Source organism: Streptomyces sp. NPDC002232 (genome assembly GCF_042890295.1).
Classification (GTDB): domain Bacteria; phylum Actinomycetota; class Actinomycetes; order Streptomycetales; family Streptomycetaceae; genus Streptomyces.
This window is the reverse complement of the sequence record NZ_JBIARV010000005.1, coordinates 630,837-648,977: the sequence shown is the minus strand read 5'-3', so window position 1 is coordinate 648,977 and position 18,141 is coordinate 630,837. Positions and strand designations below refer to the sequence as shown.

Here is an 18,141-nt window from a genome sequence, read left to right as displayed (position 1 = left end):
CAATGAGGAGGACACATGACGCCCACGAGCGCGACCGGCGCCACGGAGAGGTTCCGGGCCGCCCGGGACTTCCTGCTGGAGCATCGCGAGGACTACGAGACGGCCTACGAGGGCTTCGCCTGGCCCCGGCCCGACCGGTTCAACTGGGCGCTCGAATGGTTCGACGTCATCGCGCGCGACAACGACAGGACCGCGCTCCACATCGTCGAGGAGGACGGCTCCGAGACACGGGTGAGCTTCTCCGAGATGTCCGCCCGCTCGAACCGGGTCGCGAACTGGCTCCGGGCCCGGGGCGTCCGCGCCGGGGACCGGATCATCCTGATGCTCGGCAACCAGGTCGAACTGTGGGAGACGGTGCTCGCCGCGATGAAGCTGCGCGCCGTCCTCATCCCCGCCACCCCGCTCCTCGGCCCCGCCGACCTGCGCGACCGCGTCGACCGGGGGCGCGCCCGGCACGTGATCGTGCGGGCCGAGGACACCGCCAAGTTCGACGACGTCCCCGGGGAGTACACCCGGATCGCGGTCGGCGGCGGCGAAGTCGGCGGCTGGCTGGGGTACGAGCACGCCGACCGGGAGCCGGACGTGTTCGAGCCCGACGGCGTCACGCGCGCCGACGACACCCTGATGCTGTACTTCACCTCCGGCACGACCGCCCGCCCCAAGCTGGTCGAGCACACCCACGTGTCGTACCCCGTCGGCCACCTCTCGACGATGTACTGGATCGGCCTCAAGCCCGGCGACGTGCACCTCAACATCTCCTCGCCCGGCTGGGCCAAGCACGCCTGGTCGAACCTCTTCGCCCCGTGGAACGCGGAGGCGACGGTCTTCATCCACAACTACACCCGCTTCGACCCGGCGCGCCTCATGGAGCAGATGGAGCGCCACGGCGTCACCAGCTTCTGCGCCCCGCCGACCGTGTGGCGGATGCTGATCCAGGCCGACCTGACCCGCCTGAAGACCCCGCCGCGCGAGGTCGTCGCCGCCGGCGAACCGCTGAACCCCGAGGTCATCGAGTCGGTGCGGCGCGCCTGGGGCGTCACCATCCGGGACGGCTTCGGCCAGACCGAGACGGCCGTCCAGGTGTCCAACAGCCCGGGCCAGCGGCTCAAGGAGGGTTCCATGGGGCGTCCGAGCCCCGGCTTCCGGGTCACCCTCGTCGACCCTGTGACCGGCCGGGCCGACGTCGAGGAGGGCGAGATCTGCCTCGACCTGGACGCCCGCCCGGTGGGCCTGATGACCGGCTACCACGGCGATCCGGAGCGTACGGCGGAGGCGATGGCGGGCGGCCACTACCGCACGGGCGACATCGGCTCCCGGGACGCGGACGGCTACATCACCTACATCGGGCGGGCCGACGACGTCTTCAAGGCCTCCGACTACAAGATCAGCCCCTTCGAGCTGGAGAGCGCCCTCCTGGAGCACGAGGCTGTCGCGGAGGCGGCCGTCGTCCCCGCGCCCGACCCGCTGCGGCTCGCCGTCCCCAAGGCGTACGTCGTCCTGGCGGCGGGCTGGGAGCCGGACGAGGAGACCGCGAAGGCCCTCTTCGCCCACTCGCGCGCGGTCCTCGCCCCGTACAAGCGAATCCGCCGCATCGAGTTCGCCGACCTGCCCAAGACCGTCTCCGGCAAGATCCGGCGCGTCGAACTGCGCCGGCTGACGGCGGAAGGCGGCGGCAAGGAGTACGCGGAAGGGGACCTCGCGTGAACCCGTCCTACACCCACGGCACCTCCACCACCGCCCTGCTCGGCGACACCATCGGGGACAACCTCGACCGGGCCGTCGCCGCCTGGCCCGAGCGGGAGGCACTCGTCGACGTGCCGTCCGGGAGGCGGTGGACGTACGCCGCCTTCGGAGCCGATGTCGACCGGCTGGCCGGCGCCCTGCTCGGCAGCGGCGTCCGCAAGGGCGACCGGGTCGGCATCTGGGCCGTGAACTGCGCCGAGTGGGTGCTCGTCCAGTACGCCACCGCCCGCATCGGCGCCATCATGGTGAACATCAACCCGGCTTACCGCGCCCACGAGTTGGCGTACGTCCTCCGGCAGGCCGGCGTCTCGCTGCTCTTCGCCTCGCTCGCCCACAAGACCAGCGACTACCGGGCCATGGTCGAGCAGGTCCGCCCGGAGTGCCCGGAGCTGCGGGAGAGCGTCTACTTCGGCGACCCGAGCTGGGACGCGCTGCTCGCCCGGACACCGGGGGAGCTGCGCCCGGAGCCGCTCTCCTGCGACGAGCCCGTCAACATCCAGTACACCTCGGGGACGACGGGCTTCCCGAAGGGCGCCACGCTCTCCCACCACAACATCCTCAACAACGGTTACTTCGTGGGCGAGATGATCGCCTACAGCGAGCAGGACCGCGTCTGCGTCCCGGTGCCCTTCTACCACTGCTTCGGCATGGTCATGGGCAACCTCGCGGCCACCTCGCACGGCGCCTGCCTGGTCATCCCGGCCGCCTCCTTCGACCCCGCCGCCACGCTCCGCGCGGTCCAGGAGGAGCGCTGCACCTCGCTGTACGGGGTGCCGACGATGTTCATCGCCGAGCTCAACCTGCCCGACTTCGCCGCGTACGACCTCTCCACCCTCCGCACCGGGATCATGGCGGGCTCGCCGTGCCCGGTGGAGGTGATGAAGCGGGTCGTCGCCGAGATGAACATGGCCGAGGTGTCGATCTGCTACGGCATGACCGAGACCTCGCCCGTCTCCACCCAGACCCGCCGCGACGACGACCTGGAACGCCGCACCGGGACGGTCGGCCGGGTCATGCCGCACGTCGAGGTGAAGGTCGTCGACCCCGCCACCGGCCTGACCGTGGAGCGCGGCACGGCCGGGGAGCTGTGCACCCGCGGCTACAGCGTGATGCTCGGCTACTGGGAAGAGCCGGAGAAGACCGCAGAGGCGATCGACGCGGGCCGCTGGATGCACACCGGGGACCTCGCGGTCATCCGGGACGACGGCTACGTGCAGATCGTCGGACGCATCAAGGACATGATCATCCGGGGCGGGGAGAACGTGTACCCGCGCGAGATCGAGGAGTTCCTCTACGGACACCCCAAGATCGCCGATGTCCAGGTCGTCGGCGTCCCCGACGAGCGGTACGGCGAGGAGATCCTGGCCTGCGTCATCCCCCGCGACCCCGCGTCCCCGCCCACCCTGGACGAGATCACGTCCTTCTGCCGCGACCGGCTCGCCCACTACAAGATCCCGCGCCGGATGGAGATCCTCACCGAGTTCCCGATGACCGTGAGCGGCAAGGTCCGGAAGGTGGAACTGCGGCAGACGTACGCGGACAGGAACGTCACGCAGGAGTAGATCTTTCGGCCTCAGAAGGTTCCGGCCTCGCCGCTCTCTGGTGACCGATACCGGGATCCCGCCTCCCGAAGGAGCGCGGGTCCCGGCACGGGGGCAGGCTAGGAATCCAGGATGCTGTCCTTGCTCACCTGCGGCGCCTGGAGAATCCGCCGCACCCGCGGAGCCATACCCCGGACAGGCAGGTAGATCTTGTTACCACTGGCCCGGGCGGTGGCAACCAGCTCTGCCGCGGTGAGCCGCTGGACCGCTTCGGGGACGAGCTCGCGGTGCTTCGCGTCGAGCCCGCGGAAGAGGGCGGACTCCTTGCGGCCGGTGCCCCGCTGCGCGTAAACCTTCTTCAGTATGGTCAGTACCACCTTGTTCATCGGGGTCGTCTTCAGGGCCAGGATGCCCTTCCCCGTGGACATCTGAGCGTCGAACTGCACCACTTCGCACTCGACGAATCGCTCACTCTGGAGGGCCGACCATCCTGCCACTCCCGCCATCTGGCCGATGATGCAGGACTGGAAATGCGGGAGTGCGTAGCCGTCGTAGTCCGTGAGGTCGAGCTCCTGGATGACGCAGTCATGGAAACTCAGCCAGTCGTAGCCCTTGGCGTCGGCAGACAGGGTGAAACTTCGCAGTTCGATCTCATGCAGCGCGATTGCCGTGCGGGCCTCGTCTCCGGGCCACAGCCGTGCCGTGACTCGGACGATGTCGGCGACCACGGCGTCTGACACTCCGCTGCGCTGAAGAGCGATGGCCGACGAGTACGCACGCCCTGGACTCGCACTGGCCTCGTGGCTCAGTTGGACGGCGGCGACGTCGATCCCGACCTCGTCCAGGCACGCGACGCTGCCGGTCATTTCCATCAACGGGCTCTCGGTGTTGGGCTCGAGCACACAGGCCACCACGTCGCCGGCCCGGGCCGCATCCGCCAGGGAAACGTCCACGAACCGCCGAGAGCCGTCCACGCTGTCCATGGCGCCGAGTCCGGGGAGTCGTTGCAGGAGCTGGTACGAGCCCTCGTCAGGAGCGTAGCCGCACACCGACTGGAACACGGAGGTCAGCTCATCCTGGGAGATAGGCCCCAGACCGTCGGTGGAGCGGCGTGCCTGAGTGGCAAGTCGCTCCAGCACCTTGCGGATCGTGAAGCCGTCGACCCCCATCTCCATGCTCGCTTCGCGTTCGGCGATGCGGTCCAGCATCATGTGCCATCCCTCACCCGCGGAGCGTCCGAACGTGTCCTCCATGGAATTCTGCAGCGCGCTCGACGAACCCAGGTAGCTCAGCAGCAGCGGACGTGAGGGCAACCAGTCGGGAAGAGCCTCCTTCCAGCCGTAGGCGTCGAGGATCTTGCGTGCTTGTTCATCGGTCGGCTCGCCGGCCATGAGGTACAGCGAGTCGTCACGGGTGCCGAGTGCCAGCCGCATCTCCCGCTCGCTGTCGAAGAAGTGCGCCCTACCGGCCAGGACGACGGAGGTGGTCGTCCGCGATTCGCGACAGAACCGGCGCACGAGCTCCACCGAACGGCGCCGGATGTCGCGCATGGCGGACGTCTTGCCGAGCCAGCCCGGCGTGGCTATCTCGTCGAAGCCGTCGAGAATGAGAGTGACGTCGCCCGAGCGCCAGGCACGGACGAGCTGAGTGGGGTGGGGAAAACCGATTTCGCGAGCATGCCGCTCGAGGGCCTCCACAGGGCGGACCTGCCCTTGGTGGTCGCGCAGGTTGAGCAGGAGCGGAAAGGGCTTGAACGGATCCTGTCGGTGTGCCTTGGCAAGTCGGCGGTACAGTTCGCGCAGAAACATGCTCTTTCCTGCTCCGTAGTCCCCGTACAGGAGGACGGACTGGCCTGTCCTGACCGCCTCGGACACGCTCGTCACGGAGTAGGGGTCGCCGGTGCCGCTTTCCGTCGGGTCGACGGCGACGTAAGGCTTCAGAGCTTCGTGATCTCCGCTGCTCGGCTCTCGCGCACTACCGAAGGGGTAGAGCGGACGCAGTTCGAGGTACTTCAAGGAGTCGACGAGCTGGCCGCGCAACTGCGCGAAGCTGCATGCGACGAGAGGCTGGCCCAGCGTCTTGATGACCTGGCGCTGGTCGGCCGTGGGTTCGTCGCGTGTGACGAAGAAGCCCTTGACCGACTTGAACGGGTGCTCCCGGGACTTGGCCAAGCAGGCCTCGTACAGCTTCCTGCCGTCCTTCTCGGCCTTCCTCTTCAGCCGGGAGACGGTGCATTCGACGATGACGACGGAATCCGCAGTGACGAAGACACCGTCCCGCTCCGCGGTGCCGATGTAGGTCGAACCCTGGAATTCGTTCTCCCCCGCGAAGAGTGCACGTGAGATCCGCAGCACCTCCGCCTCGAACGCGGCCTCTTCCTGCTGCTTCTCATCCGGTGCCAATGAGCCCCCTCAGCCGTGAGTGACGTCACATCATATTGCAGGTATGGAGCAGGTCTTCATCTCTCGGAGTGGGTCTAGCCAGAGCAAGTGGCGGCTTCCGCGGGCGTTCGGTCCGGGGCCGGGTGCGGGCCATCCCTGGCCTGGGGATGCGGATGCGACCATGACCGTTTCGGTCTGGGGGCAGTCGTCGTGGATTCCGGCGGTTGATCGGAAGGTCAGGGGTCAGCCCTTGTCGTCGCAGGCGAGGTGGGTTCTGCTGGTCGGTCCACCGCGGGAGCGTCCGCGGCTCGGCTCTCCGAGCGCCCTGAGGCGGCCGCATGCTGCTGGGCCCGGACGACCGTGGAGTCGATCGCGACCAGCCAGTCCACCTCGGCGTGCGTCGGTGCCGCAGCCACAAGACGGTCGAAGGTGCCGTCGGAGGCCCTGCGGACGAACCTTACGTGGACGGTCTACCGCGGCCGAACCGCTCGGGCAGATCCCTCCAGGGCGGCCCGGGGCGGAACTTGAACACGATGCCGTCGAGAATCTGGCGATTGTCCCGCTATCGGCTGCGAGTTCGGCCCGCAGGCGGCAGCCATTGGTCCGCTCACCGCCGCGTAAGAATCTCTCCCCACCGCAACCGAACCAACAATCCGGGAATCGGACAAGACGCTTCCTAGGTGGTGTCCCGGCCGAGGTCCCGACGCATGCAGACGCGGGGCCACACCGACAGGCCGTGGGCCGCCTCCGCCCGGCTGATGGCGCGCAGCCCCTCCGTGAGCGCGGGATCGGAGTCGGCGAGCGGCCGGAAGCCGAGGCGCGCGTAGTACGGGGCGTTCCACGGGACCTCGGTGAAGGTCGTCAGGGTCAGGGCCGCGAGGCCCCGCTCCCTGGCGGCCGCCGCCAGGTGCTCGATCAGCGCCCGGCCGACGCCCCGGCGGGCGGCGTCCGGGTGCACCGACACCTGCTCGATGTGGGCGGCGCCGTCGACGGTGTCGTTCAGGAGGTAGCCGACGGGACGGTCGGCGGCGTCCACCGCGACCCAGGCCCTGCCCGCGCTGCGGTACGCCTCCAGGACGTCCAGGGGCAGCGGGTCGTCGTCGGCGATCGCCGCCATGCCGAGGGTGCGGAACGGCTCGCCCGCCGCCCGTTCGATGTCCTGGAGCAGCGGGAGTTCGGCCGGAGCGGCCGCTCTGATGCGCATACGACAGTATGGCGCGGCCTCAGCGGGAGGGACCGCCCGCACCTGGGGCTCCGTCCGACGGCGGCCGGTTCCGGTCGCCCTCGCGGTCGCTCCGGGGCAGACCGTCGTCCTCCCACGGGCGGTCGAGGAGCCCGCCGTCGCGCGAGAAGCGGGGCAGGAACAGGGTCAGGGCCGGATCGCCGTACAGCGCCACGTACAGCTGCACGAGCCGCCCGTCCGTGACCTCCCGGCGGTGCTCCGGCAGCGGATACCGCTCCCGCAGGGCGGCCAGGAGCCGCCGCGCCGCCCTCGTGGTGTCCGGCAGCCGCAGCAGCGCCACCGCCCCGAGCACCGCCGGCACCCCGGCCGCGAGCGCCCGGGTGAGGTTCCCGCCCGCGGCCCCGGTCGCGAAGGGGCCCACCAGCGCGGTCAGCGGCACGCACGCGAGCAGGGTCCTGGCCGCCCACCATCGCGCGAGCGGGCGCAGCAGCCCCGCCCCGCGCAGCTCGCCGCGCAGCGCGTCCACCGCCCGCCGCGCCTCGGGGCGCAGCGTGAGCGTCCGCAGGGCCAGGGCCCGGTGCAGGGCCCCGTGCACTCCGAGCTGCACGGGGTCATGTGTGCGGCCCGGTCCGCCATTGGCGCGAATCGTATGTTTGCGGCCGGCCGCGACCGCGCCGCGCTGGTGCAGCGCCACCAGGGCCACGGTGACCGCCGCCCGCCGTCCGCCCCGCAGCAGCGCGAGGGCCTGCGGCGGGGGCGCGCCGTCCGCTCCGGGCTCCTCGCTGCGGGTTCCGCAACTCCTCAACAGCACTGCTGCGAGCAGCAGTTCGAACCAGGCCGCCCCGATGAACCACCACATCCCCGTCGGCATGACACCCACCCCCGAAGGTGTTGTGCCCGGGAGAGCGTGATCGTCACGCGTGAATGGCCGATTTCGGATGCCGAGGAGTTGTGAGGAGGGCGGTGGCGGGCCTTGCGCTCAGGCGCCGCCGGTGGTGAGCGCCCGCGCCGCGTCGTTGACCGGCTGCGGGGTGCCGGTGAGGTCGAGGACGAAGAGCGGGAGGCCGATTTCGGCGGCGCGCGTGTGGGCCTCCGGGGTGTAGCCCGCGAGCGAGAAGAACACGCTCACGGTGGCGGAGGTCAGCCCATTCAGCCAGAGGCACTCGACGGCCCGCAGCCCGGCCGGCCGGGTGCTCGGATCGACCTGGGCGACCAGGCCGGGCGCCCGCAGGTCCACGCCGGACGTGGGGCGCTCCTCGGGCTGGACGACGTCCCGGAAGCCGAGCCAGCGCAGGTATCCGGCCGCCGCGGCGACCGCGTCGCGCGAGGTCCGGATGGTCACGGGCCGGAAGGGCCCGCGCACGGGAACGGGGTGCGGGGCGGTGGCGGGCGGCGGGACGCGCACGGGATAGCGCTCGGCGAAGGACTGGGGGCCGACAGGGCCGGAGCCGGGGGCGGGGCCCGTGGTGAGGCCGGAGTCGGGGTCGGAGCCGGGGTGGGCGGTGGGGTCTGGGTCGGGGCCGGGGTCGGTGGTGGGCTGGGTGGTCGGGTCGGACTCGGGAGTGCCCGTCCCGCCCCGGGCCCTCGGGCCGGGCCCGAACCAGGGGGAGCCGGTCTCGCCGGGCAGGGCCCGCGGCTCGTCGTCGGTCCCGTCGGCGTCGGCCGTACCACCGTCGCCCGTACCGCCGTCTCCTTCGTACGCCTCCCCGCGGCCGGCGGGCGTCCCGTCCAGTCCGTCGGCCGTCCCCTCCGACCCGCCGGGGGCCGTACGGCGGCGCCGACCGCCGACACCTGCGGCGCCGGTGGCCGGGTCGCCCGCCGTCGACGGTCGGAGCTCCTCAGGGCTCTGGCCAGCGGTGGGGCGGCCGCCCGTTCCCGCCGCTGCATCCTCAGCGCCGGGTACGTCCACCCTTCCCGCCGCGGCACCCTCCGCTCCGGCCACATCCGCGTCGGGAGCCTCCTCCGTACCAGCCGGATCCTCCGCCCCGGGCCGTACCGGTATCCGCAGCACCGTGCCGCACGGGCACCGCAGCTCCGGGTGGGGCCAGTCGTGCTCGTGGCCGCAGGCCCCGCAGCGGACGGTGACCCAGGCGGCGGCCCAGGTCCGGTGCCTGATCGGCTCCGCGGGCTGGTCCGCCGCGACGGTCGGCGCGACCGGGCTGCCGCACGAGCAGGGGAAGGCGGGTGGCGCGTACGGCCGTGTCCGCAGGCACTCCGGACAGCGCACCGGTACCGACTCGCCCACAGCCCAACCCCCTGTCGTCGGGCCCATGGTCCCCCCATCGGGCACCCCGGGGGAGGGTGTTCGGCCACTTCCGTGATCCCGGCGGGCGGACTTCTCTTGACGGCTCTCCGCACGCCGACCTACATTGCTTCCGTATAGCAGAACAGTATTTCCGCATTACGGAAACAGGCGGTTCGGGCCTCCCGAGACGAGCCACCCGCCTGGATCCGCCCGGCCGAAGCAGGAGCACTCCCATGCCTCGTATGACCGCCGCCGCAGCGGCCGTTGAGATCCTCAAGCGCGAAGGCGTCACCCAGGCGTTCGGCGTCCCCGGCGCGGCGATCAACCCCTTCTACCGCGAGCTCAAGAACGTCGGCGGCGTCAGCCACACGCTCGCCCGCCACGTCGAGGGCGCGTCCCACATGGCCGAGGGCTACACCCGTGCCCAGGCCGGCAACATCGGCGTCTGCATCGGTACGTCCGGCCCCGCCGGCACCGACATGATCACCGGCCTGTACTCGGCGATCGCCGACTCCATCCCGATCCTGTGCATCACCGGCCAGGCTCCGGTCTCGAAGCTCCACAAGGAGGACTTCCAGGCCGTCGACATCGCCACGATCGCCAAGCCGGTCACCAAGGCCGCGACGACCGTCCTGGAGGCCGCGCAGGTCCCGGGCGTCTTCCAGCAGGCCTTCCACCTGATGCGCTCCGGCCGTCCCGGCCCGGTCCTCATCGACCTCCCGATCGACGTCCAGCTGACCGAGATCGAGTTCGACCCGGAGACCTACGAGCCGCTGCCGGTCTACAAGCCGTCCGCGACCCGCGCGCAGGCCGAGAAGGCGCTGAGCTTCCTGCTGGAGGCCGAGCGCCCGCTGATCGTCGCCGGCGGCGGCATCATCAACGCCGACGCCTCCGACCTCCTCGTCGAGTTCGCCGAGCTGACGAACATCCCGGTCATCTCCACCCTCATGGGCTGGGGCACCATCCCGGACGACCACGAGCTCGCCGCCGGCATGGTCGGCGTCCAGACCGCGCACCGCTACGGCAACGCGACCTTCCTGGAGTCCGACACCGTCATCGGCATCGGCAACCGCTGGGCCAACCGCCACACGGGCTACAACCTGGACGCGTACACCAAGGGCCGTAAGTTCGTCCACGTCGACATCGAGCCCACCCAGCTCGGCAAGATCTTCGCCCCCGACTACGGCATCGCCTCCGACGCCAAGGTCGCCCTGGAGCTCTTCGTCGCGATCGCCAAGGAGTGGAAGGCCGCGGGCAAGCTCCCGGACTTCTCCGCCTGGGCCGCCTCCGCGCAGGAGCGCAAGGCCACCCTCCAGCGCCGCACGCACTTCGACAACATCCCGATGAAGCCGCAGCGCGTCTACGAGGAGATGAACAAGGCCTTCGGCCCGGAGACCCGCTACGTCACCACCATCGGCCTCTCCCAGATCGCGGCCGCGCAGTTCCTGCACGTCTACAAGCCGCGCCACTGGATCAACTGCGGCCAGGCCGGCCCGCTCGGCTGGACCATCCCGGCCGCCATCGGCGCCGCCACCGCGCAGCCGGACGTCCCCGTCGTCGCGCTCTCCGGCGACTACGACTTCCAGTTCATGATCGAGGAGCTGGCGGTCGCCGCCCAGCACAAGGTCCCCTACGTCCACGTCCTCGTGAACAACGCCTACCTCGGTCTCATCCGTCAGGCGCAGGGCGGCCTCGGCATCAACTTCGAGGTCAACCTCGAGTTCGAGAACATCAACACCCCGGAGATCGGCGTCTACGGCGTCGACCACGTCAAGGTCGCCGAGGGCCTGGGCGTCAAGGCCATCCGCGTCACCGACCCGGACAAGCTCGGCGAGGCGCTGGAGGAGGCCAAGAAGCTGGCCGTCGAGCACCAGGTCCCGGTCGTCGTCGAGGCCATCCTGGAGCGCATCACCAACATCGCCATGAGCAAGACGGTCGACATGAGCGACGTCACCGAGTTCGAGGACCTGGCCACCGAGCCCGGCCACGCGCCGACCGCGATCAAGGCCCTCCAGGTCTGATCACGGAGCAGCGAGTCGACCCCCGTCCCGAGGAGCACCGGGACGGGGGTCTCCCTGTGCCGCCACGAGGACCGCGCCCGCCTCCGTCCACTCGTAGAGGACCGAGCGGCCCGCCCTCCCGCGCCGGACGAGACCGGCGTCGAGCAGCACCTTCAGGTGCCGGCCCACCGAGCCGAGCCCCTGCCCGGTGAGCGCCACCAACTGGCTGGTGGACAGCGGGGATCCGAGCCGCACGAGCACGCCGGCACGGGCCTGCCCGAGCAGCGCCCCCAGAGCCTGGGGGACCCCGGGACCGGCCGTGTCCGCCAGAACTCCCGCGCAGGCGTAGACGATCGCGTACCGCTCCGTCCCCTCCCACGACACCCAGCCGGTCGCCGGGGTCACCGGCACCAGCAGCAGCCGCCCCCGGTCGATCGAACGCGGCGGATAGTCACGGGTGTTGACCTGGAGCCGCCCGTCGCCCAGCCAGCGCATCCGCCCCGGGCACAGCTCGTCCAGCGCCGACGCCCAGCCGCCCCGGCTCAGCAGCGCCGTCCGCGCCACCACGTCGGCCTCCAGGATCCTGCGCCGCCGCGCCCACTCCGGCCGCACCGTCTCCCGCCAGACCCAGCCGAGCACGCCCGCGAGCCGCTCCGGGAGGTCGCGGGCCGAGCGCAGCGGCTCCGGGACCGGCCCGCCGATCGCCACCGCCAGCTGGTCCACGGCGTCCGGGGGCCGGGTCGCCCGCACCGCCTCGACCTCCTCCTCGAAGCTCCGCTCGCGGTCGCCCAGCGGGGTCGGGGTGAGGAAGTCGGCGTTCCAGGTGGGGCCGATCGCCGCCCGGACGAGCAGCGCGTCGAGCGGAGCGGCCGCCAGCCGCTCCCGGTACGCGGGCAGGTGCCGGGCGAGCCAGGCGCGCTCGCCCGGATGCCCGGGCGCGCCCCGGTGGAGGGTCTTGAGCGAGGCGACCGTCTCGGCGAGCGGCGAGAGCACGAACCCGCTCCCCGCCAGGGTGTCCGTACCGATCCGCCACCAGCCCATGTTTCGCCTCCCCGCGAAACAGTACCGGTGGCCCGCGCGCCCTCCGAGACTCCGCTGCATGCCCCGCTACCGCACGCTCTTCCGCACGCCCGAGTTCACCCCGCTCTTCGTCACCGCCGCCGCCCACACGGCCGCCCAGACCGTCGCCGGACTCGGCCTCGCGACCCTCGTGTTCCGCTCCACCGGTTCCCCGCTGCTCTCCGCCCTCGCCCTCTTCGGCCCCTCGCTCGCGCAGCTGCTCGGCGCGACCACCCTGCTCTCCGCCGCCGACCGGCTGCCGCCGCGCGCCGCGATCTCCGGCATCGCCCTCTTCTTCGCCCTCGGCACCGCCGTCCTCGCGGTCCCCGCCCTGCCGACGTGGGCGCTCTTCGTGATCCTGCTCGCCGAGGGGCTCGCGGCCTCGCTGGGCGGCGGGGTGCGGCACGGGCTGCTCAACGAGGTCCTCCCGCGCGAGGAGTACCTCCTCGGCCGCTCCGTGATGAACATGGCCACCGGCGTCTTCCAGATCGGCGGCTTCGCCACCGGCGGGCTGCTCGTCGCGCTGCTCTCGCCGCGCGGCACGGTGCTGGCCGGCGCGGGGCTCTACCTCGCCGCGGCCCTGGCCGCCCGCCTCGGTCTCGGGGCCCGGCCGCCGCGGACGGCGGGCCGGCCGTCGGTCGCCGAGACCTGGCGCACCAACGGCCGGCTCCTGGCCGTGCCCGCGCGCCGCCGCGCCTACCTCGCGCTCTGGGTGCCGAACGGTCTCGTCGTCGGCTGCGAGTCGCTCTTCGTGCCGTACGACCCCGAGCGCGCCGGGCTGCTCTTCGCCTGCGGCGCGCTCGGGATGCTGGCGGGGGACACCGTCGTCGGCCGCTTCGTACCGGCGCGGCTGCGGGCCCGGATCCGCTTCCCGCTCCAGGCGCTGCTCGCGGCCCCGTTCCTGGTGTTCGCCCTCGGCCCGGGACGGCCCCTGGCGCTCGTCCTCGTGGCCGTGTCGGCGGTGGGCTACGGGGCGAGCCTGCTGCACCAGGAGCGGCTGATGGCGCTCGTGCCGGAGGAACTGAGCGGCCACGCCCTCGGGCTGCACAGCTCGGGGATGCTGGCGCTCCAGGGAGTGAGCGCGGCGCTGGCCGGCACGCTCGCCCAGGCCACCTCACCGCGTACCGGCATGGCGCTGCTCGCGCTCGCCTCGCTCACCGTGACGCTCCTGCTGGCCCGCGCGGAGCGCGGCGAGGGATCCGGGGAGCGCGGCGGGGCACCGTCGGGAGCGGTACGGCCGGCTGCTCAGGGGGACAGCCGGCGAACGGCCTGAGTGCGACCGCGAGCACCGGCAGGGCCGTAAAGAGGAGAAGTGCGGGAAAAAGAAGAAGAGCGCGGAACCAGGGACCGTAAACCTGGTTCCGCGCTCTCCCGTTGTGCCCGTCCGACGGCACGAGGCTGGCGCGACAGGACGTTCGCGCCGCCGGACGGAGTCTGGGGATGTGCTCGGTCTCGGGGATGTTCCCGAGGAGGGGGCGTTGGGACCGCGGCGGTGCCGACGGGCGCCATGGTGATCCTCTTCCTTCAGGTCAGGAAGGGGGCCCGGCGTCCTTACCACCGCACTGGCTCGGAGCCGCCGCGGTCCTCACGCTTGTCCGGTCCGCCGACCACCCCTCATCCGGGCCGGCGATCCGGACCACGTACGGCACTGACCTCCCGTCAGGTGCCGTACGCAGTCTGGGTACTGCTGCGCGGATCAGTCCTCGCGCAGCGCCTCGACCGCCTCGCGGACGCGCTTGCCGTAGTCGGCGTCGGCGGCCTCGAAGTGGGCGAGGTTCTTCTCGATGACGTCCTCGCGGGAGACCTGGGACAGACCGCCGGCGATGTTGGCGATCAGACGGCCCTTCTCGGCCTCGGACATCAGGCGGTAGAGCTCACCGGCCTGGAAGAAGTCGTCGTCCTTGGTGTGCGCGGGCGCCTCGTGCGTGCCGGTCCAGCCGTGGATCGCGAGCGGCGCGGAGAGCGCGGCGTCGGTCTGGGCCGGGCCCGAGTACGAGTTGGGCTCGTAGTTCTTGTCGTGGCGCGAGCCCTGGCGGGTGGCCATGGCGCCGTCCCGGCCGTAGTTCTCGGCGACGGTCGCCTTGGGGGCGTTCACCGGGAGCTGGGTGTGGTTCACACCGAGGCGGTAGCGGTGGGCGTCCGCGTAGGCGAAGAGACGGCCCTGGAGCATCTTGTCCGGCGAGGGACCGATGCCCGGCACGAAGTTGTTCGGGGAGAACGCGGCCTGCTCGACCTCGGCGAAGACGTTGTCCGGGTTGCGGTCGAGGACCAGACGGCCCACGCGCTGGAGCGGGTAGTCGCTGTGCGGCCACACCTTGGTGAGGTCGAACGGGTTGAAGCGGTAGTCGGCGGCCTCGGCGGCCGGCATGACCTGGACGTAGAGGGTCCAGGACGGGTTCACACCGCGCTCGATGGCCTGGAGCAGGTCCGTCTGGTGCGAGTTGGCGTCCTTGCCGACGAGCTCGGCGCCCTGCTCGGCGGAGAGGGAGCGGATGCCCTGGTTCGTCTTGAAGTGGTACTTGACGAAGAAGGCCTCGCCCGCCTCGTTGGTCCACTGGTAGGTGTGCGAGCCGTAGCCGTTCATGTGACGGTACGAGGCCGGGATGCCGCGGTCGCCCATGAGCCAGGTGATCTGGTGGGTGGCCTCGGGGGCGTGCGCCCAGAAGTCCCAGACGTTGTCCGGCTCCTGCTTGCCCGTGAAGGGGTCGCGCTTCTGCGAGTGGATGAAGTCGGGGAACTTGATCGGGTCCTTGATGAAGAACACCGGGGTGTTGTTGCCGACGAGGTCGTAGTTGCCCTCTTCGGTGTAGAACTTCAGGGCGAAACCGCGGGGGTCGCGCACCGCGTCCGCGCCGCCGAGCGAGTCGGCCACGGTGGAGAAGCGGAGGAAGGTCTCGGTCTTCTTGCCGACCTCGCGGAGGAAGTCCGCCTTGGTGTACGCGGTGACGTCGTCGGTCACCTCGAAGTAGCCGTACGCGCCGGAACCGCGGGCGTGCACCACGCGCTCCGGGATCCGCTCACGGTTGAAGCGCGCGAGCTTCTCCAGCAGGTGCTGGTCCTGGAGGAGGAGAGGGCCACCGACGCCGGCGGTGGCGGAGTTCTGGTTGTCGGCGACGGGGGCGCCGGACTCGGTCGTAAGCACGCGCTTCGACATCGTGACCTTCCGTACGGGAGCTCTGCTGACGGTCCGAGGAGCGTAAATTCGGCTCGAACAGCACGTCAACAGTTTGTTGAAAATGAAGTGTGGTGTTCCGGTCGGCGACGACGCCTGGGCGCGACAGGACAGGTTGTCAGCGCCGTCACCGACCGGAAATCAGGGGCCCCGGTGAAGGGGCGGGGGATCAGACCTGCTGGCCGGAGAGGCGCTCGACGGCGCGGAGCAGGGCCGAGTGGTCCAGGCCGCCGTCACCCTGGGCGCGCAGCGACGCGACGAGCTGGGCGACGACCGCGCCGACCGGGAGGGCGGCACCGACGTTGCGGGCGGCGTCGGTGACGATGCCCATGTCCTTGTGGTGCAGGTCGATCCGGAAGCCGGGCTTGAAGTCCCGGTTCAGGAAGTTGTCCTTCTTGCGGGTCAGCACGGTCGAGCCGGCCAGACCGCCGTTGAGGACGTCCAGGGCGGCCTGGAGGTTCACGCCGGACTTCTCGAGGAAGACGACGGCCTCGGCACAGGCCTGGATGTTCACCGCGACGATCAGCTGGTTGGCGGCCTTGACCGTCTGGCCGGAGCCGTGCGGGCCACAGAGCACGATGGTCTTGCCGAGGGCCTCCAGGATCGGGAGGGCCTCGTCGAAGTCGGCCTGCTCGCCACCGACCATGATCGAGAGCACGGCCTCGATCGCGCCGGCCTCGCCACCGGACACCGGGGCGTCGATGACGCGGATGCCCTTCTCGGCGGCGTTCTTCGCGAGGTCGACCGAGGTCTGCGGGGTGATCGACGACATGTCGACGATCAGCGCGCCCTGCTTGGCGTTCTCCAGGATGCCCTCGGGGCCGTAGGAGATGGCCTCGACCTGCGGGGAGGCGGGCACCATCGTGATGATGACGTCGGCGTCCTTGACGGCCTCGGCGATCGACGCGGCGGCGTTGCCGCCGGCCTTCGCGAGACGCTCCAGCTTGTCCTGCTCCAGCGTGAAGCCGGTGACCGAGTAGCCGGCCTTGAGGAGGTTCTCGGACATGGGGGAGCCCATGATGCCGAGGCCGATCCAAGCGATCTTGGGGAGGTTGCTCATGAGGGTGCCTCTCAAAACAAGGTGGTACGGGGAGGGAGCCTGCGTCAGCGGGCGGCGCGGGCCTCGGCCGGGAGCCATTCGAAGGACGCGGCGGCGTCGGCGGCCTTGTACTCCAGGCCGACCCAGCCGTCGTAGCCGGCCTTCTTCAGCTCGTCGAGGAGCTGCTCCAGCGGCAGGTCGCCGGTGCCCGGCGCGCCACGGCCCGGGTTGTCCGCGATCTGGACGTGGCCGGTCTTGGCCGCGTACTGCGCGATGACCTGGCTGACGTCCTCGCCGTTCATCGACAGGTGGTAGATGTCGAGGAGGAACTTGGCGTTGCCGAGGCCGGTGGCCGCGTTCACCCGGTCGATGACCTCGATGGCGGAGGGGGCGCTCACCAGCGGGTAGAGCGGCGACTCCGGCTTGTTCAGGGTCTCGACGAGGAGGATCGCGCCGACGCGGTCGGCCGCGCGGGCGGCCAGGACCAGGTTCTCCAGGGCGAGGGCGTCCTGGACCTGCGGGTCCACGCCCTCGACGCGGTTGCCGTAGAGCGCGTTGAGCGCCTTGCAGCCGACCGAGGCGGCGAAGTCGGCGGCCACCTCGATGTTGGCGCGGAAGCGGTCCGACTCTTCCCCGGGCACGGAGAGGGCTCCGCGGTCCGGGCCGGGGAGCTGCCCGGCGTAGAAGTTCAGGCCCACCAGCTGGGTGCCGGCGTCCTCAAGGGCCTTCTTGAGGGCGTCGAGCTCGCTCTGCTCGGGGGTGGCGGTGTCGATCCAGGGCCACCACAGCTCGACCGCGGTGAAGCCCGCCGCGGCGGCGGCCGCGGGGCGCTCCAGGAGCGGGAGTTCCGTGAAGAGGATCGACAGGTTCACATCGAAGCGCTGGTCCGTGTATCCCATGAGGGGCGGCGCTCCTTCCGTATTGCGGAAGTAAGTTTCTGTCTGACGGAATGTTGCAAGGCGGGCGTCGTACTTGTCAAGAGGTCCCCGCAGGTCCGGGGCTCCCGCGTGGCGGGGTGGGGCCGTAGCGTGGGGCCATGGAGCGTTTGAGAGTGGAGTTCACCACCGAGCCGTTCGACCTCGACGAGGCGCCGGCGCACGCGGTCGTGGCCCGTGAGGTCATCCAGTCCGCGGAACTGGACGCGGTCGACGTCGGCCCCTTCGGAAACACGGCGGAGGGCGGCGCCGACGCGGTGCTGACCGCCGTCGACGCCCTGCTGCGCCAGTCCCTCGCGGCCGGCGCCACGCGTGTCTCGCTCCAGGTCAACGTCATCGGGGAGGGCGAGAAGTGAGCGAGCACCCCTTGGTGGCGGCCGTGAAGCCGCTGGTGGACGCGATGGGCGCCGAGCTCCTGGTCCCCGCGCAGGCGGAGGGCGACGACGTCGTCCTGGCCTGGGAGGGCGAGGACGTCCTCGCCGTGCGGCTTCCGCAGCTCTCGGACTCCCTGGACCACATCCTCGCGGCGATGGAGCGGCGGCACGGGATGCCGCTGGCCGATCTGGACCGCAAGACGAAGCAGGAGGTCGTCCGGATCCTGGAGGCACGCGGTGCCTTCTCGGTCCGTCACGGAGTGGAGACGGTCGCGGGCGCCCTCGGCGTCAGCCGTTTCACCGTGTACAACTACCTGAACCGGGAGACCGCCCTGAACAGGGAAAAGGCCACCAAGGGCGAGTAGTTGATCATGTAGGGCCTCAAGCCGTCGTCCGCATGTCGGGACGACGGCTTTTGTGTGGCCGAGTTTTCAACAAAGTGTTGACGTTGTGTTGCGGAGGGCGTTAG

14 protein-coding genes are annotated in these 18,141 nt (G+C 71.0%); 6 read left to right on the top strand and 8 right to left on the bottom strand.

The features are described 5' to 3' along the window. Window positions 1-15 precede the first annotated feature (15 nt). Window positions 16-1,704, top strand: a complete 1,689-nt coding sequence (locus ACFYXU_RS26035) for an AMP-binding protein (protein WP_389460174.1) — start codon at window positions 16-18, stop codon at window positions 1,702-1,704. Further along, a complete protein-coding gene (locus ACFYXU_RS26030; protein ID WP_389460172.1) occupies window positions 1,701-3,305 on the top strand; it encodes an AMP-binding protein in 1,605 nt (534 codons plus the stop codon). The genes ACFYXU_RS26035 and ACFYXU_RS26030 overlap by 4 nt, the downstream gene beginning before the upstream one ends. Before the next feature lie 98 nt (window positions 3,306-3,403). Here ACFYXU_RS26030 and ACFYXU_RS26025 read toward each other — a convergent pair whose 3' ends face one another. The 4 genes from ACFYXU_RS26025 to ACFYXU_RS26010 form a co-directional block, all read right to left on the bottom strand. Continuing rightward, entirely contained in the window at window positions 3,404-5,686 is a 2,283-nt protein-coding gene (locus ACFYXU_RS26025; protein WP_376513116.1) for an NACHT domain-containing protein, read from the bottom strand. Window positions 5,687-6,341: 655 nt separating this feature from the next. After that, entirely contained in the window at window positions 6,342-6,869 is a 528-nt protein-coding gene (locus tag ACFYXU_RS26020; protein WP_389460170.1) for a GNAT family N-acetyltransferase, read from the bottom strand. Window positions 6,870-6,888: 19 nt separating this feature from the next. Next, the gene (locus ACFYXU_RS26015; protein WP_389460168.1) at window positions 6,889-7,719 is read right to left on the bottom strand and encodes a TIGR04222 domain-containing membrane protein; all 831 of its coding nucleotides are present in this window, start codon (window positions 7,717-7,719) and stop codon (window positions 6,889-6,891) included. 108 nt (window positions 7,720-7,827) lie between these two features. After that, window positions 7,828-9,093 (bottom strand): hypothetical protein, encoded by a 1,266-nt coding sequence (locus ACFYXU_RS26010; RefSeq protein ID WP_389460166.1) that lies wholly within the window; start codon window positions 9,091-9,093, stop codon window positions 7,828-7,830. A gap of 233 nt (window positions 9,094-9,326) precedes the next feature. On the opposite strand from ACFYXU_RS26010, the gene gcl reads away from it, so the two are divergent. Continuing rightward, a complete protein-coding gene (gene gcl, locus ACFYXU_RS26005) occupies window positions 9,327-11,114 on the top strand; it encodes a glyoxylate carboligase (RefSeq protein ID WP_361397584.1) in 1,788 nt (595 codons plus the stop codon). Here gcl and ACFYXU_RS26000 read toward each other — a convergent pair whose 3' ends face one another. Further along, window positions 11,115-12,134 carry an ArsR/SmtB family transcription factor gene (locus tag ACFYXU_RS26000; protein ID WP_389460164.1) on the bottom strand — a complete coding sequence of 340 codons (1,020 nt, stop codon included), beginning with the start codon at window positions 12,132-12,134 and terminating at the stop codon, window positions 11,115-11,117. Window positions 12,135-12,192: 58 nt separating this feature from the next. Between ACFYXU_RS26000 and ACFYXU_RS25995 the strand changes: the two genes are divergently transcribed. Continuing rightward, a complete protein-coding gene (locus tag ACFYXU_RS25995) occupies window positions 12,193-13,425 on the top strand; it encodes an MFS transporter (RefSeq protein WP_389406392.1) in 1,233 nt (410 codons plus the stop codon). Window positions 13,426-13,848: 423 nt separating this feature from the next. On the opposite strand, the gene ACFYXU_RS25990 is transcribed toward ACFYXU_RS25995, so the two are convergent. From ACFYXU_RS25990 to ACFYXU_RS25980, 3 genes are all read right to left on the bottom strand, one after another. After that, window positions 13,849-15,306 carry a catalase gene (locus tag ACFYXU_RS25990; RefSeq protein WP_376513127.1) on the bottom strand — a complete coding sequence of 486 codons (1,458 nt, stop codon included), beginning with the start codon at window positions 15,304-15,306 and terminating at the stop codon, window positions 13,849-13,851. 187 nt (window positions 15,307-15,493) lie between these two features. Beyond that, the gene (locus tag ACFYXU_RS25985; RefSeq protein WP_389460161.1) at window positions 15,494-16,384 is read right to left on the bottom strand and encodes a 2-hydroxy-3-oxopropionate reductase; all 891 of its coding nucleotides are present in this window, start codon (window positions 16,382-16,384) and stop codon (window positions 15,494-15,496) included. 44 nt (window positions 16,385-16,428) lie between these two features. Further along, the gene (locus tag ACFYXU_RS25980; RefSeq protein WP_389460159.1) at window positions 16,429-17,262 is read right to left on the bottom strand and encodes a TIM barrel protein; all 834 of its coding nucleotides are present in this window, start codon (window positions 17,260-17,262) and stop codon (window positions 16,429-16,431) included. A gap of 137 nt (window positions 17,263-17,399) precedes the next feature. Between ACFYXU_RS25980 and ACFYXU_RS25975 the strand changes: the two genes are divergently transcribed. Both ACFYXU_RS25975 and ACFYXU_RS25970 read left to right on the top strand, forming a co-directional pair. Continuing rightward, a complete protein-coding gene (locus tag ACFYXU_RS25975; protein ID WP_329852054.1) occupies window positions 17,400-17,654 on the top strand; it encodes a hypothetical protein in 255 nt (84 codons plus the stop codon). A gap of 44 nt (window positions 17,655-17,698) precedes the next feature. Then, complete coding sequence (locus tag ACFYXU_RS25970) at window positions 17,699-18,037, top strand: helix-turn-helix domain-containing protein (protein WP_389406465.1); 339 nt, start codon at window positions 17,699-17,701, stop codon at window positions 18,035-18,037. The last annotated feature ends 104 nt before the right edge of the window (window positions 18,038-18,141 follow it).